General features: G+C 63.7%; 12 protein-coding genes. 6 read left to right on the forward strand and 6 right to left on the reverse strand.

The window, feature by feature from the left end; genetic code table 11:
* Positions 1 to 58: 58 nt before the first annotated feature.
* Positions 59 to 1,288 carry a tyrosine--tRNA ligase gene (gene tyrS / locus M2339_RS04400; RefSeq protein WP_264575621.1) on the reverse strand — a complete coding sequence of 410 codons (1,230 nt, stop codon included), beginning with the start codon at positions 1,286 to 1,288 and terminating at the stop codon, positions 59 to 61.
* Positions 1,289 to 1,351: 63 nt separating this feature from the next.
* Here tyrS and M2339_RS04405 point away from each other — a divergent pair, with 63 nt between their 5' ends.
* From M2339_RS04405 to M2339_RS04415, 3 genes are read left to right on the forward strand one after another with little or no spacing between them, the layout of a single operon-like run.
* On the forward strand, positions 1,352 to 1,906 hold the full coding sequence (locus tag M2339_RS04405) for a DOMON-like domain-containing protein (protein ID WP_264587365.1): 555 nt from the start codon (positions 1,352 to 1,354) through the stop codon (positions 1,904 to 1,906).
* Complete coding sequence (locus M2339_RS04410; RefSeq protein WP_264587364.1) at positions 1,903 to 3,108, forward strand: DUF1343 domain-containing protein; 1,206 nt, start codon at positions 1,903 to 1,905, stop codon at positions 3,106 to 3,108. Before M2339_RS04405 ends, M2339_RS04410 begins: the two co-directional genes overlap by 4 nt.
* 11 nt (positions 3,109 to 3,119) lie before the next feature.
* The gene (locus tag M2339_RS04415; RefSeq protein WP_264587363.1) at positions 3,120 to 3,995 is read left to right on the forward strand and encodes an EamA family transporter; all 876 of its coding nucleotides are present in this window, start codon (positions 3,120 to 3,122) and stop codon (positions 3,993 to 3,995) included.
* A gap of 19 nt (positions 3,996 to 4,014) precedes the next feature.
* Here the strand turns inward: M2339_RS04415 and M2339_RS04420 are convergent, their stop codons facing one another.
* The 5 genes from M2339_RS04420 to M2339_RS04440 form a co-directional block, all read right to left on the reverse strand.
* On the reverse strand, positions 4,015 to 4,695 hold the full coding sequence (locus tag M2339_RS04420; RefSeq protein ID WP_181559927.1) for a DUF6975 family protein: 681 nt from the start codon (positions 4,693 to 4,695) through the stop codon (positions 4,015 to 4,017).
* Positions 4,696 to 4,943: 248 nt separating this feature from the next.
* Positions 4,944 to 6,992, reverse strand: a complete 2,049-nt coding sequence (gene rpoD, locus M2339_RS04425) for an RNA polymerase sigma factor RpoD (RefSeq protein WP_264587362.1) — start codon at positions 6,990 to 6,992, stop codon at positions 4,944 to 4,946.
* 47 nt (positions 6,993 to 7,039) lie between these two features.
* Positions 7,040 to 8,911, reverse strand: coding sequence for a DNA primase (dnaG, locus tag M2339_RS04430; protein ID WP_264587361.1), 1,872 nt, complete (start codon positions 8,909 to 8,911; stop codon positions 7,040 to 7,042).
* On the reverse strand, positions 8,908 to 9,276 hold the full coding sequence (locus M2339_RS04435) for a GIY-YIG nuclease family protein (RefSeq protein ID WP_264587360.1): 369 nt from the start codon (positions 9,274 to 9,276) through the stop codon (positions 8,908 to 8,910). Before M2339_RS04435 ends, dnaG begins: the two co-directional genes overlap by 4 nt.
* Positions 9,277 to 9,431: 155 nt before the next feature.
* Positions 9,432 to 9,884, reverse strand: coding sequence for a GatB/YqeY domain-containing protein (locus M2339_RS04440; protein ID WP_264580033.1), 453 nt, complete (start codon positions 9,882 to 9,884; stop codon positions 9,432 to 9,434).
* 161 nt (positions 9,885 to 10,045) lie between these two features.
* On the opposite strand from M2339_RS04440, the gene carA reads away from it, so the two are divergent.
* Genes carA through carB form a run of 3 tightly spaced genes read left to right on the forward strand, consistent with a single transcriptional unit; the run spans position 10,046 to position 14,807 of the window.
* A complete protein-coding gene (gene carA / locus M2339_RS04445) occupies positions 10,046 to 11,203 on the forward strand; it encodes a glutamine-hydrolyzing carbamoyl-phosphate synthase small subunit (protein ID WP_264587359.1) in 1,158 nt (385 codons plus the stop codon).
* Positions 11,200 to 11,469, forward strand: coding sequence for a hypothetical protein (locus M2339_RS04450; RefSeq protein WP_264575628.1), 270 nt, complete (start codon positions 11,200 to 11,202; stop codon positions 11,467 to 11,469). Before carA ends, M2339_RS04450 begins: the two co-directional genes overlap by 4 nt.
* The gene (gene carB, locus M2339_RS04455) at positions 11,469 to 14,807 is read left to right on the forward strand and encodes a carbamoyl-phosphate synthase large subunit (RefSeq protein ID WP_264606166.1); all 3,339 of its coding nucleotides are present in this window, start codon (positions 11,469 to 11,471) and stop codon (positions 14,805 to 14,807) included. The genes M2339_RS04450 and carB overlap by 1 nt, the downstream gene beginning before the upstream one ends.
* Positions 14,808 to 14,864: the final 57 nt, after the last annotated feature.

A 14,864-nucleotide genomic window follows, 5' to 3' on the forward strand; every position in this document is an offset into this window, starting at 1 on the left:
CCGGTAAACATCTGATAAACTCGGTGTAATCGAGGTGCGAACGCCCCGCTCCGGCAGCTTAGCGGCTGAGCAGCGCGTGCCGCTTCTTGCCGAGGCTGAGCTTCACCGGCGTCTCGCCAATCGCGATCAGATGCTTTTCATCGCGCACCGGCTCGTCGTCGACGCGGACAGCGCCTTCGGCGATCTTGCGGCGCGCCTCGCCATTGGAGGCGGCCAGCCCGGCCTGGGTGAGGGCGGTGACCAGGGCGATGCTGCCTTCGGCCACGTGAACGGTCGGCAAATCCGCCGCCGCCGCCGCGCCTTGCTCGAAGGTGAGGCGGGCGGTTTCCGCAGCGCTATCCGCAGCGGCCCGGCCACGGCAAAGCGCCGTTGCCTCATTGGCGAGAATCTTCTTGGCCTCGTTGATCTCCGCGCCTTGCAGCGCTTCGAGCCGCCGGATTTCGTCCATCGGCACATCGGTGAACAGGCGCAGGAACCGCCCGACATCGCGATCATCGGTGTTCCGCCAGAACTGCCAATAGTCGAAATGCGGCAGCATCGCCTCGTTCAGCCAGACAGCGCCCGCCATCGTCTTGCCCATCTTGCCGCCATCGGCCGTGGTGATGAGCGGTGTGGTGACGCCGTAGACTTCCGTGCCATCCACCCGGCGCGAAAGCTCGATGCCGTTGACGATATTGCCCCACTGGTCCGATCCGCCCATTTGCAGCCGGCAACCCGCCCGACGGGAAAGCTCGAGGAAGTCATAGGCCTGGAGGATCATGTAATTGAACTCCAGGAAGCTCAGCGACTGCTCGCGATCCAGCCGCAGCTTTACCGAATCGAAGCTGAGCATCCGGTTGACCGAGAAGTGCTGGCCGTAATCCCGCAGGAACGGCAGATATTCGAGCGCGTCTAGCCACTCGGCATTGTCGGCCATGATCGCGTCCGTGGGACCATCGCCGAAGGTCAGGAAGTTCTCGAACACCGTCTTGATGGACGCGATGTTGCTGTTGATCGTCTCGACGGTCATCAGCTTGCGCGCTTCATCCTTGAAGCTGGGGTCGCCAACCTTGCCGGTCCCGCCACCCATCAGCACGATGGGCTTGTGGCCGGTCTGCTGCATGCGGCGCAGCAGCATGATTTGCACCATCGAGCCGACGTGCAGCGAGGGCGCCGTAGGATCAAAGCCGATATAGCCTGGAACGACCTGCCTGGCGGCGAGCGCATCCAGCGCGCTTGCGTCAGTAATCTGGTGGATATAGCCCCGCTCTTCGAGCAGGTTCAGCAGGTCGGACTTGTAGCTTGTCATGATCGCCCTTCGGGAAGCGCGGGGTTATTGAAACGCGGGGGCGCTTAGCATGGGATGGGAAGGATGAGTAGTATTTTGGCCCGCGCCGCTCTGGTCTGCCATCCGGATACGCCCTGCGATGCGCTGGCGGCGCTGGGCATGCAGATTGAGCTGACCGACGATCATGGTTGGGAGATCGGCTTCGTGGCCATGGGCCGGATCGCCGATCTGCGTCTGCCCGAGGCCGCGCCGGGCATTCATACCGATGAGCTATGGCGCACCACCTGCTTTGAGCTGTTCGTGGCGGAGGACGATGATGCCTATGCCGAGTATAATTTCTCGCCCTCCGGCGCCTTCGCGGCCTATCATTTCGACCATTATCGCACCGGCATGAGGCCCTTCGACATCCCCGCGCCACATATCCTGCAGGCGGCAGATGCCGAGCGGCTGTCACTGTCCGTCCGCCTCACCGAAGACGCGCTGGTGTGGGATCGATCAGGGGCGATCGGCGCCAGCGCGGTCATCCAGGAGGCGAACGGCACTTTGAGCTATTGGGCGCTGGCGCATCCCCCCGGATGGCCAGACTTTCACCACCGGGATTGCTTCGCGCTGCGGCTTCCGCCAGTGGACCGGGCATGAGCTTTCTCACCGGTCTCGATCGCCTGCTGGCCGACCCCGCGCTGCGTGCACCGCTTGCCGGCCAGCGCGTCTGTCTGCTGGCACATCCAGCTTCGGTCACTGCGGACCTCACCCATGCGCTCGATGCGCTGGCAGCCTGTGGCGACATCCGCCTGACTTCCGCCATGGGTCCGCAGCACGGCCTGCGGGGTGACAAGCAGGACAATATGATGGAATCGCCGGATTTCACCGATCCTGCCCACGGCATCCCTGTGTTCAGCCTGTATGGCGAGGTGCGCCGGCCGACGGCGCAGATGATGGACTCGGCCGACATATTCCTCGTCGACCTGCAGGATTTGGGGTGTCGCATCTACACCTTCGTGACGACTTTGCTCTATCTGCTCGAAGCAGCGGAAAAGGCCGGGAAGAGCGTGTGGGTGCTGGACCGGCCCAATCCCGCCGGGCGGCCTATCGAGGGTCTGACGCTGAGGTCAGGCTGGGAGAGCTTCGTCGGTGCGGGGCCCATGCCGATGCGTCATGGCCTCACCATGGGCGAACTGGGGCAGTGGTTCATCGCACATTTCGGCCTGAACGTGGATTATCGCGTGATCGCGATGCAGGATTACGCGCCCGAGGCGGCCCCCGGGTTCGGCTGGCCCACCGAGCGCATCTGGGTCAATCCCAGTCCCAACGCGCCCAATCTCAACATGGCCCGCTGTTATGCCGGCACGGTTATGCTGGAAGGCGCGACGCTATCGGAAGGGCGGGGGACGACGCGCCCGCTTGAGCTATTCGGCGCGCCGGATATCGATGCGCGCAAGGTAATCGCCAAGATGCAGGCGCTGGCCCCGCAATGGCTGGACGGATGCATCCTTCGCGACTGCTGGTTCGAGCCGACCTTTCACAAGCATGTCGGCACTCTGTGCGCCGGCGTCCATATCCACGCTGAAGGGCCGGCTTACGCGCATCAGACCTTCCGCCCATGGCGGGTGCAGGCACTGGCCTTCAAGGCGATCCGGGCACTGTACCCAGACTATCCGCTTTGGCGCGATTTTCCGTATGAGTATGAGCTTGGCAAGCTGCCCATAGACGTGATCAACGGCTCGCCCTTGCTCCGCGAGTGGGTGGATGATGGTGCGGCGACGCCAGCGGGTCTCGATGGCCTTGCGGGGGCCGACGAACGTGCCTGGGCGGAGACCCGCGCGGCTCATCTGCTTTACTGAGCGGTGGGAGGATGAAGGGTGGCCCAGAACCGGCGGCGGGGCTGGCGCTGTTGCCGGTGCTGGCTGTGGTGGGTTCGACGGCTTGTTTCCAGTTCGGGGCGGCTTTCGCCAAGGGACTATATCCCTTGGTCGGGCCGATCGGGGCGTCAGCCCTGCGCATCCTGTTCGCGGCGCTCATTCTGCTGGTGTTGGTCCGGCCGTGGCGGGCGTGGCCTGCGCGGCCGGACTGGCTGGCGCTGCTGGGCCTTGGTACCTGCGTTGCGGGGGCTATTCTCTTTTTCTACCTCGCTATCGCGCATCTGCCGCTGGGCATCGCAATCTCCATCCAGTCGCTAGGGCCATTGACGCTCGCCGCCTGCATGGCGAAGCGTGCCGTCCACTTGTTATGGGTCGCGCTCGCGGGTCTCGGCATCTGGTGCCTGGTGGGTGCCGATGGCGCCAAAGGCGCGCTGGAACCGGTGGGACTGTTGTTCGCGCTCATCGCTGCAGCCTGCTGGGCAGGCTACATCCTGTGCGGCCGCAGGGTTGCAACATCATTCGGCGCCGGGGGGGCGGCCTTGTCGCTCTGCGTGGCCGCGCTTCTCGTCGTACCGGTGGGCATGATGCAGAACGGGGTGGGGCTCTTCGCGCCCGCCTTGCTTCCGCTCGCGCTGCTGGTGGCGATCCTGTCCGCAGCCATTCCCTTGTCGCTGGAGCTTTATGCGTTGCCGAGGTTGCCAGCGCGTAACTTTGCGGTGCTGACCAGCCTCGAACCGGCCTTCGCCGTTCTGGCCGGGCTGTTCATGCTGGGCGAACGTCTCAGCGCCATCCAACTCGCCGGCATCGCAATGGTTGTGGCCGCCAGCATGGGCTCGGTGATGAGCAAGAGAAAGGCCATGCCGGCATAAGTCCGGCGTTCAAACGATCTTACTGGCTGCTCTGTCGCGCGCCAGCCCTGGCCTTGAGCAGGTTCCACATGCCGCGATGCTGCACGAGCAACTGATCGGCGCCGAATTGCACGGCACGCGAGAAGCGCTCGACCTGGGGAAGGTCGTCCAGAAGAGCCACGGTATCGGACTGGCTGGGGAGGGTGGTTTCGGCCGGCTCGATGCCGAGGCTGAGCGCACCGACGTCGAGGATCTTGCGGATGGCCTGCCATTCCAGCACCAGCGTGATCGCCGTGCCGAGCGCGCAACCGCGCCGTTCCGACTGGGCAAGCATCTCAATCGCGTGGCTTTGCTGGGCGATGGCCGCAGTCGCCTCACTATGGCGCGGCGTGCTCGGCACCGGCCCGGCCGCAGCGCAGAGGCGATGCATATAGTCGCGTTCTTCGGCAAAGGCGCTGGTCGAGCGGATCAGCCAATCGCGGGCGACCGGCTCTGCGGTGTGAACAGCGGCATGATCGACAACGCCCGGGATCTGGCCGTGGAGCAGAACGAGAAGGTGGATGAAGTCCGCAAAGTCGGCCGAGTGCCGCGCAAAGGATATCCGCTCGCCGGCCAGCACGGGCGCGCAGTAGGAATGTGTCGCGGACCCTTCGCTCTCCACAAGCGCAAGCACTCGGGCGGAAAGGCCGGTCTCAACGAAATCAAGCGGGCGCGGGTCCATATCAAGCCTTAGAATGCCGAACCGACGGGCCGGCAATTTTCCCCGCGGCGATGTAACGCGCAGGAAGTTAACAAGATGTTGAAAACGCTCCAACCAAGCCACGCGAGCCTGTTTTATTTCAGAGTATTAGCTCGGCCGCACAGGTCGCGCAGGTGCATGCTAGGGTTCTTACGACTGGCAGGTATTGCGCGCACGAAAAAGGCGGCGGAAGCGCGCAACACCTCCGCCGCCTGATTTGATTTCGGACCTTACTGGTCCAGGAAGCTGCGCATCTTGCGGCTGCGGCTCGGGTGCTTGAGCTTGCGCAGTGCCTTTGCCTCGATCTGGCGGATGCGCTCGCGCGTCACCGAGAATTGCTGGCCGACTTCTTCCAGCGTGTGATCGGTGTTCATGCCGATGCCGAAGCGCATGCGCAGCACGCGCTCCTCGCGGGGGGTGAGGCTCGCCAGGACGCGGGTAACCGTTTCCTTGAGGTTCGCCTGGATCGCGGCGTCGACCGGGATGATCGCGTTCTTGTCCTCGATGAAGTCACCCAGATGGCTGTCTTCCTCGTCGCCGATCGGCGTTTCGAGCGAGATCGGCTCCTTGGCGATCTTCATCACCTTGCGCACCTTCTCGAGCGGCATGCTCAGGCGCTCGGCCATTTCCTCCGGCGTGGGCTCGCGGCCCTGCTCGTGGAGGAACTGGCGGCTGGTGCGGACCAGCTTGTTGATCGTCTCGATCATGTGCACCGGAATACGGATGGTGCGGGCCTGATCGGCGATCGAGCGGGTGATCGCCTGACGAATCCACCAGGTCGCATAGGTGCTGAACTTGTAGCCGCGGCGATATTCGAACTTATCCACCGCCTTCATCAAGCCGATATTGCCCTCCTGGATGAGATCCAGGAACTGCAGGCCGCGATTGGTGTACTTCTTGGCGATGGAAATCACGAGGCGCAGATTGGCCTCGACCATTTCCTTCTTCGCGATCCGCGCCTCGCGCTCGCCCTTCTGCACCATGTTCACGATGCGACGGAACTCGGGCAGGGATGTGCCGGTCGACTGCGCGATTTCGGAGACTTCCGCGCGGATGCGCTCGACAGCATCGACCTCATTGGCCGCAAAGGCCGCCCATTTCTTGTCGAGCTTGCTGACCTTCTCCAGCCAGCCATCGTCCAGCTCCTGGCCGACATATTGGTCGAGGAAGTCCTTGCGCGGGACCTTGTGGCGCTCGGCGAGGCGCAGCATCTGGCCGCCCAGCGTCGTCAGGCGCCGGTTGAACGCGTAAAGCTGATCGACGAGATATTCGATCTTCTGCTGGTGGAACTGGACGCTCTCGACCTCCGCCGTCAGGTCTTCGCGCAGCTTGTGGTAGGTCGCTTCGTCCTTGGCCGGGAATTCCATGCCATTGCCGAGCGCGACCAGCCGGGCCTGCTGGATTTTGCCGAATTTTCCATACAGCTCGGTGATGTTGGCGAACTTTTCGAGCGCGGCGGGCTTGAGCAGCTCTTCCATCGCGGCGAGCGAGAGGGTGTTATCCTCCTCGTCATCCTCTTCCTGGCGCGCCGTGCGGCGTTCGACCATGGAATCATCGTCGTCACCGTCGGCTTCAGGCTCATCCTTCACCTCGTCCTCGTCCTTGAACGAGGGACCGGCGGTCTTTTCGGAAATCTCACCGTCGTCGTCTTCGCCGTCTTCCGACAGGCTTTCCGGCGCCGGGTCCTTGGAAAGCATCGCGTCGAGATCGAGAATCTCGCGCAACTGCATCTCGCCATTGTTGAGCGCGGTTGACCAGCCGATGATCGCGTTGAACGTCGTTGGGCTTTCGCACAGGCCGAGGATCATGGTGTCGCGACCGGCCTCGATGCGCTTGGCGATGGCAATCTCGCCCTCGCGGCTGAGCAGTTCCACCGCGCCCATTTCGCGCAGGTACATGCGCACGGGGTCGTCGGTGCGGTCAGTCGTCGTCTGCTTCTTCTCGGCGACATTGCCGGAGCCATCTTCCTCGTCCGAATTATTGTCGATGGACTCGACTTCGGATTCGGGCTGCTCTTCGCCGTCATCGCCCTGTTCTTCGTTCTCGACGATGTTGATGCCCATGTCGCTAAGCGCCGAGGTGATGTCCTCGATCTGGTCGGAGGACATCTCGCCTTGCGGGAGGGCGCTGTTCAGCTCGTCATAGGTGATGTAGCCACGCTTCTTGGCACGGGCGATCAGCTTTTTGATGGACGCTTCGTTGAGATCGAGAAGGGGGGCATCGCCGCCTTCTTCGCCACTTTCCGGGTTTCCAGCGTTTCCATTGATCTTCGTCGCCATGCGTTGCCTTGCTCCGGGCCAAGCGCGGTGCCGCGCGGGCCAGTTATTCACTCTTCGAGGGGTTGGGCCAGCTCGGCGGCTCGTGCCGCCAGATCTTCCTTGAGCTTGCGCAGGGCTTGCTGGCGGGCGAAACTCGCCTCGTCCAGATTCTCCGCCATCGCTCTCGTCGCCGCCGCCAGCTCTGCTTCGATTCGCGGCATCGCCACCAGCACCCCGATGGCTTCCGCCAGATCGCGCTGTGCACGCCATCCCTCGGCTTCGGCCTGGGTGAAGGTGAAATGCAGCGCGTCGGCGCGGAGCAACCCCTTCGCCATATTATACAGCTCAGTGCTGCCCAATATGGTAAGGAGCGCCTCGGTTTCAACAGTTTCTTGGCGATCGGCCGCTTTGAGCAGCGCGTCCAGCAACTTTGCCAGCCCGGAGTCGGGCGGCGACAGGCTGTCCAGTGCCTCGCGGTGGACGAGGATCTCGCCCGGAAAGCGCAGGAGGCCGGCCAGAACGGCGCGTAAAAGCAGCATGTCTCCGCCGGTTTCGCGGATCGCCTTCGCGTCCTGCGTGGCCGGTGGGGGCGGGGCGGTCCAGCGGCCGCCCTTCATCGTGCCGCCGCCGCGACCGGCGGGCCGTCCCTCGAAGCGGGCGTTAGACGCGGCGCGCGGCGCGAAGAACAGCGCGTCGTAACGCTCCTTGAACAGACGAGAATAGAGCGCCCGGATGTCGCTATCGGCGATTGTGGCGGCGAGCGCATTGAGACGCTGCTTGAGGCCAGCGCGTTCTTCCGGCGTGGCCAGCGGCGCGGCATCATGCTCGCTGCGCCAGATGAGGTCCGCCAGCGGGATCGAGCTTGCGAGCACAGTCTCGAAGGCCTGAAGCCCCTCGGCCCGCAGCAGGTCATCGGGATCCTGCCCGGCCGGCAGCGTCGCAAAACAGAGGCTATGACCGGGGCGCAGCAGCGGCAAAGCGCGGTGGGCAGCGCGGATTGCCGCGCGCTGGCCGGCGCCATCGCCGTCGAAGCAGAGGATCGGCGTCTCCACCATGCTCCACAATTTCTCGATCTGCGCCTCCGTCAGCGCCGTGCCGAGCGGCGCCACGGCCTCGGCGATGCCGGCCTGGGCAATGGCGATCACGTCCATATAGCCTTCGACGACGATGATGCGGCCCGCTTTGCGCGCGGCAGGCGCCGCCTTGTCGAGGTTGAAGAGCGTGCGGCCCTTGTCGAAGAGCGGCGTCTCGGGGGAGTTGAGATATTTGGGCTCGCCCTGGCCCAGAATCCGTCCGCCAAAGGCGATCACGCGCCCGCGCTGGTCGCGGATCGGGATCATCAGCCGCCCGCGAAAACGATCGTAACTGTCTCGCTCGCTGTCTTCCGGCCGGATGAGCATCCCGGCCTCGACCAGCATATCCTCTGGGAAGTCTCGCAGCGCGGTCTTGAGCTTGCCGCGACTATCCGGCGCGAAACCTAGCCCAAACGCGCGGCGCGTCGCGTCCGTCAGCGCGCGCTTATGCAGATAGGCGCGCGCCTCGGCGCCATCGAGGCCGCCAAGCTGATCCTCGAACCAGTCCTGCGCCGCGGCGGTCACGTCATGCAGCGATTTTGCCTGCTCGGCTCGTTTGGCGGCACGCGGATCGGGCGCGGGCACCTCCATGCCGGCGGCGGCGGCAAGCTCCTTGACCGCATCCAGGAAGGGCAGGCCGCGCTGATCCGTCATCCAACGGATCGCATCGCCATGCGCCCCGCAGCCGAAGCAATGGTAGAAGCCCTTCTCGTCGTTGATCGTGAAGCTGGGCGTCTTCTCATTGTGGAAGGGACAGCACGCCTTGTATTCCCGCCCGGCCTTCTGGACCTTGATCGTCTTGCCGATGAGCGTGGAGAGGGTGGTGCGGGCGCGGAGTTCGTCCAGCCATTGCGGGGTGAGGCTCATGGTGTTTGCCCATCAGAGACGGATCGCTCCCCTCCGCGGGCGGCCCCTAAACCGCCGTTCGTGTCGAGCGAAGTCGAGACACGCTCTGAGGGCGGACGGGAGAAGTGCGATAATCTGGCCCATTCGCTGGCGGCCAAAGCTTCCTTCTTGGCGCGCGACCATTTTTTCACGATCAGTTCTGCTTGCAATGCTTCTTCGCGCGAGCCGAAGCTTTCCGACCAAATCAATGTCACCGGACGGCGCGTGGCTGTAAACGCGCAGAAGCCGCCCGTCTGATGCTCGCCAATGCGACGCTCAAGGTCGTCGGTATGCCCCGTATAGTATCGGCTGTCGCGGCAGCGCAGAATGTACGTCCAGAAGGCCATCCAAAACCTCTATCCGTGGTGCCCAACTCTTCCCGTTCGTGTCGAGCGAAGTCGAGACACCTCAGCGCCGTGCCAGCCGTGTCTCGACTTCGCTCGACACGAACGGGGAGGGGAGTAATGTCAGAGAGAGCAGGTTGAAACTCCCGTCCCCCCAATCAGCCCAGCGCCGCCTTCACCAGACCGCTGGCCTTGCTCATGTCCAGCACCGTCCCATGGCGGTCCTTGAGCACGGCCATCACCTTGCCCATGTCCTTCACCGACGACGCGCCGACTTCGGCCTTGATGGCCTCGATCGCGGCGCGGGTTTCGTCCTCGCTCATCTGCTTGGGCAGGAAGCCTTCGATCACCTCCAGTTCGGCCTGCTCCTGCGCGGCGAGCTCGGCGCGGCCGCCCTGTTCGTACATGGTGATCGATTCGCGGCGCTGCTTGACCATCTTCTGCAGCACATCGACGACAATCACGTCGTCATCGGGCGTGCTGGCGGCGGTGCGCAGTTCGATGTCGCGGTCCTTCAGCTTGGCCAGGATCAGGCGCACAGCGGCCAGCCGGGCCTTGTCGCCGGCCTTCATCGCCTCAATCTGGGCAGCCTTGATGCCGTCGCGAATCATCACGTAATCTCCGAGTCACCGTGCGGGAAAGGATCAGATATAGCGGCGATGCGGAATTTTTAATAGATTGACCGTGCATGTGCGAACCCATAGTGAGCCGGCCGTTTAGCCGGGCGCTTGGGGCGCCTGCCAGAAAGCAAAAAGCGAAGGATCAGACAGCCATGGCGAACGCCAAATACCCGACCGTGCCCAAAGGAGCGACGGGGGTATTGGTTCTAGCCGATGGCACCGTCGTCTTCGCGCGCGGCTTCGGTGCCGAGGGAGACGCGGTCGGCGAGCTGTGCTTCCACACAGCGATGACCGGCTATCAGGAGATCATGACTGACCCGAGCTTTGCCGGGCAGATCATCACCTTCACCTTCCCGCATATCGGCAATGTTGGCACCAATGCCGACGACGTCGAATGCCAGCAGCCCTGGGCGCTGGGGTGCATCGTGCGTGAGGATGTGACGGCGCCGTCTAACTTCCGCAATGTCCAGCCCTTCGATGCCTGGCTGAAGGCCAACGGCCGGATCGGTCTCGCCGGTGTTGATACGCGTGCCCTGACCCGCCTGATCCGCGAGAAGGGCGCGCCCAATGCGGTGATCGCCCATAATCCGCAAGGCCAGTTCGATCTCGCGGCGCTGCATGAGAAGGCGAAGGCCTGGCCCGGGCTGGAAGGCATGGACCTCGCTATCGAGGTGACCGGCGCAGAGCGGGAGTGGACCGGCGGCGCCTGGCGCCTCGGCTTTGGCTATGAGGCGATGGAAGCGGGCGAGCGGCCCCATGTCGTCGCCATGGATTTCGGCGCGAAAGACAATATCTTCCGCAACCTCGTTAAGGCCGGTGCGAAGGTCACGGTGCTTCCCGCCACGGCCTCCTACGATCAGATCAAGGCGCTCAACCCCGCCGGTGTGTTCCTCTCCAATGGTCCCGGCGATCCGGCGGCGACAGCGGACTATGCCGTGCCGGTGATCCGCAAGCTGCTCGACGAGAATGTGCCGATCTTCGGCATCTGCCTTGGTCATCAGCTGCTCGCGCTGGCCGCCGGTGCTAGGACGACCAAGATGCATCAGGGCCATCGCGGCGCCAATCACCCGGTCAAGCGGTTGGAAGACGGCGTGGTGGAAATCACCTCGATGAACCACGGCTTTGCGGTTGATACCGCCACGCTGCCGGCCAATGTCGTCGAGACCCATGTGAGCCTGTTCGATGGCTCCAACTGCGGCATCGCCTTCACGGACAAGCCGGCCTTCGCCGTGCAATATCACCCCGAGGCCTCGCCGGGGCCGCAGGACAGCTTCTATCTGTTCCAGCGGTTCGTGGAGGGGCTGGCGTGATTGCACTCGCGCTCCTTGCGGCGGGCGCGGCAGGCGATCAGGGCCAGTTGCAGCGTCAGCTCGATTATATGGTTGCCACCTGCCGCGCCGACCAGGTCGTCCGGCTGGTGGCTCACGGCACGGATCGGGTGAGCTTTGACATGCTGCGACGCGAGGCCCTGCCATCGGTCAGCGAGACCAATGCCCTTCAATGCGCGCTCGACAAGGTGCGATCGCGCAAGGATCTTCAAATCGGTTCCACCGGGAACGAGGCTCGGAACAAATAATGCCAAAAAGAACTGACATCTCCTCGATCCTCATCGTCGGCGCTGGTCCGATCATCATCGGCCAGGCGTGCGAGTTCGATTATTCGGGCACGCAGGCCTGTAAGGCGCTGAAGGAAGAGGGCTACCGGATCATTCTGGTCAACTCCAACCCCGCGACGATCATGACCGATCCGGAAATGGCCGATGCGACCTATATCGAGCCGATCACGCCGGAGATCGTCGCCAAGATCATCGAGAAGGAGCGCCCTGACGCGATCCTGCCGACGATGGGCGGGCAGACTGCGCTGAACACGGCGCTGGCGCTGTTCAACGATGGCACGCTGGAGAAATACGGCGTGCAGATGATCGGCGCCGATGCCGAGGCGATCGACAAGGCCGAAGACCGGCTCAAGTTCCGCGACGCGATGGACAAGATCGGACTAGAAAGCGCCCGGTCGCGCATCGCGCACACCATGGACGAAGCCATGGCCGCGTTGGAGTTCACTGGCCTACCGGCGATCATCCGCCCCAGCTTCACCATGGGCGGCACCGGCGGCGGCGTCGCCTACAACAAGGAAGAGTTCCTGCGCATCGTGACCACCGGTCTCGATGCGTCGCCGACCACCGAAGTGCTGATCGAGGAATCGCTGCTCGGCTGGAAGGAATATGAGATGGAAGTCGTCCGCGACCGCGCGGACAACTGCATCATCATCTGCTCGATCGAGAATGTCGATCCGATGGGCGTCCACACGGGTGACTCCATCACTGTCGCGCCGGCGCTGACGCTGACCGACAAGGAATATCAGATCATGCGCAACGCGAGCATTGCGGTGCTGCGCGAAATCGGCGTGGAAACAGGTGGTTCCAACGTACAGTTTGCAGTCAATCCCAAGGATGGGCGGCTGATCGTCATCGAGATGAACCCGCGAGTGTCGCGCTCCTCGGCGCTGGCATCCAAGGCCACTGGCTTCCCGATCGCCAAGGTCGCGGCCAAGCTGGCGGTCGGCTACACGCTGGACGAGATCACCAATGATATCACCGGTGTTACGCCAGCGAGCTTCGAGCCGACCATCGATTATGTCGTGACGAAGATCCCGCGCTTTGCCTTCGAGAAGTTCAAGGGCGCCGAGCCGCTGCTCGGAACCGCCATGAAGTCCGTCGGCGAAGTGATGGCAATTGGCCGCAATATTCACGAATCCATGCAGAAGGCTCTGCGCGGACTCGAGACGGGCCTCGCCGGTTTCAATCAGGTCGATCATCTGGTCGGGGCGCCCAAGGAGCAGATCGTTGCAGCGCTGGGTCAGCCGACCCCGGACCGGCTGCTTATCGCAGCACAGGCGCTGCGTGAGGGGCTGAGCGTGGATGAAATCCATGCCGTCGCCAAGTTCGACCCCTGGTTCCTGCAGCGCCTTGCCGAGATCGTCGAGGCCGAGAAGGGTGTGCTGGCCAATGGCCTGCCGCGCGATGCAGAGGCCATGCGCAAGCTCAAGTCCATGGGCTTCTCGGACAAGCGTCTTGCCTGGCTGGCGCTGCAGTCGGCCAACATCCCGGGTGGCATGGACAACGCGATCAAGCGCGGCTCGGGCCTCGTCCGCGATGCCGTGGTGGCGATGACTGGCGGCGTCACCGAGAAGGAAGTGCGCGCGCTGCGCCACAAGCTCGGCGTGCGTCCGGTTTTCAAGCGGATCGACACCTGCGCGGCCGAGTTCGAAGCTAAGACGCCTTATATGTACTCGACTTACGAGGCGCCGAGCTTCGGCGAGCCGGAGGACGAGAGCCAACCCAGCGACCGGCGCAAGGTCGTGATCCTGGGCGGCGGACCCAACCGCATCGGCCAGGGCATCGAGTTCGATTATTGCTGCTGCCACGCCTGCTTCGCGCTGGAAGATGCGGGCTATGAGACGATCATGATCAACTGCAACCCGGAGACGGTGAGCACCGATTATGACACGTCCGACCGCCTGTATTTCGAGCCGCTCACGGCGGAAGACGTGCTGGAGATCCTGCATGTCGAGAAGTCGAAGGGCGAGCTGGTTGGCGTGATCGTACAGTTCGGCGGGCAAACCCCGCTCAAGCTGGCGCAGGCGCTGGAAGAGGCCGGCATTCCTATCCTCGGCACCTCGCCGGACGCCATCGACCTTGCGGAAGATCGCGAGCGGTTCGCGGCGCTGATCGAGAAATTGGGCCTGCTCCAGCCGGCCAACGGCATTGCTCGCAGCCGGGAAGAGGCCATCGCGGTGGCCAATCGAATCGGCTACCCGGTGCTGATGCGGCCCAGCTATGTGCTGGGTGGCCGTGCGATGGAGATCGTCGACGGCCAGGCGCAGCTTGAGGAATATATCGCCACGGCGGTGCAGGTCTCGGGCGACTCGCCGGTGCTGATCGACCAGTATCTGCGCGACGCTGTCGAGGTGGATGTCGATGCGCTGTGCGATGGTGAGGATGTCGTCGTCGCCGGCGTGCTCCAGCATATTGAGGAAGCCGGCGTGCATTCCGGTGACAGCGCCTGCTCGCTGCCGCCCTACAGCCTGCCGGATTATCTCATCGCCGAGATCGAGCGGCAGGCCGATGTGCTGGCCCGCGCGCTCTCCGTGCGGGGCCTCATGAACATTCAGTTCGCGGTCAAGGATGGGCTGGTCTACCTCATCGAGGTCAATCCGCGCGCCTCGCGCACAGTGCCGTTCGTGGCCAAGGCCATCGGCACGCCCATCGCCAAGATCGCCGCGCGGGTGATGGCGGGCGAGAAGCTCGCGAGCCTGCCGAAGATCGACCGCAATGCGATCCGCCACATCGCGGTGAAGGAAGCCGTGTTCCCGTTCAATCGCTTCCCCGGTGTCGATCCAATCCTCTCCCCGGAGATGAAGTCGACGGGCGAGGTCATGGGCATCGACAGAGATTTCGCGACTGCTTTCGCCAAGGCGCAGATCGGCGCGGGCACGGTGCTGCCCAAGCAGGGCACGGTGTTCATCTCCGTCAAGGATAGCGACAAGAGCGTGATCCTCCCCGGGGCCCGCAAGATTGCCGATCTTGGCTTCAAGATCGTCGCAACCGGCGGAACAGCCGATTTCCTCGCAGAGAACGGCCTGCCGGTGGAGAAGGTGAACAAGGTCGCGCAGGGCCGTCCGCATATTGTCGATCGCATTGCGGATGGCGAGGTGGACCTCATCTTCAACACCACGGAAGGCTGGCAGTCGCTCAAGGACAGCAAGGCGATCCGCACGAGCGCGTTGCGCGGCAAGGTGCCGAGCTTCACGACCGCGGCGGCAAGTCTGGCTGCCGTGGACGCAATTGAGGCTTTGCGTGCGCGTCCTCTTGAAGTGAAGTCGCTGCAATCCTATTATCAGGCGTCGCACGACTGATCTTCCAGAACACAAGAAATCAGTTGCGGGCCGACCGGATCCCCGGCGGACTAGGGA

The organism is Sphingobium sp. B2D3C, assembly GCF_025961835.1.
Lineage (GTDB): Bacteria > Pseudomonadota > Alphaproteobacteria > Sphingomonadales > Sphingomonadaceae > Sphingobium.

Bases quoted from the DNA above. Each gene is read 5' to 3' on its own strand.
- tyrS (WP_264575621.1), bottom strand. From the start codon at position 1,288: ATGACAAGCTACAAGTCCGACCTGCTGAACCTGCTCGAAGAGCGGGGC.
- M2339_RS04405 (WP_264587365.1), top strand. From the start codon at position 1,352: ATGAGTAGTATTTTGGCCCGCGCCGCTCTGGTCTGCCATCCGGATACG.
- M2339_RS04410 (WP_264587364.1), top strand. From the start codon at position 1,903: ATGAGCTTTCTCACCGGTCTCGATCGCCTGCTGGCCGACCCCGCGCTG.
- M2339_RS04415 (WP_264587363.1), top strand. From the start codon at position 3,120: ATGAAGGGTGGCCCAGAACCGGCGGCGGGGCTGGCGCTGTTGCCGGTG.
- M2339_RS04420 (WP_181559927.1), bottom strand. From the start codon at position 4,695: ATGGACCCGCGCCCGCTTGATTTCGTTGAGACCGGCCTTTCCGCCCGA.
- rpoD (WP_264587362.1), bottom strand. From the start codon at position 6,992: ATGGCGACGAAGATCAATGGAAACGCTGGAAACCCGGAAAGTGGCGAA.
- dnaG (WP_264587361.1), bottom strand. From the start codon at position 8,911: ATGAGCCTCACCCCGCAATGGCTGGACGAACTCCGCGCCCGCACCACC.
- M2339_RS04435 (WP_264587360.1), bottom strand. From the start codon at position 9,276: ATGGCCTTCTGGACGTACATTCTGCGCTGCCGCGACAGCCGATACTAT.
- M2339_RS04440 (WP_264580033.1), bottom strand. From the start codon at position 9,884: ATGATTCGCGACGGCATCAAGGCTGCCCAGATTGAGGCGATGAAGGCC.
- carA (WP_264587359.1), top strand. From the start codon at position 10,046: ATGGCGAACGCCAAATACCCGACCGTGCCCAAAGGAGCGACGGGGGTA.
- carB (WP_264606166.1), top strand. From the start codon at position 11,469: ATGCCAAAAAGAACTGACATCTCCTCGATCCTCATCGTCGGCGCTGGT.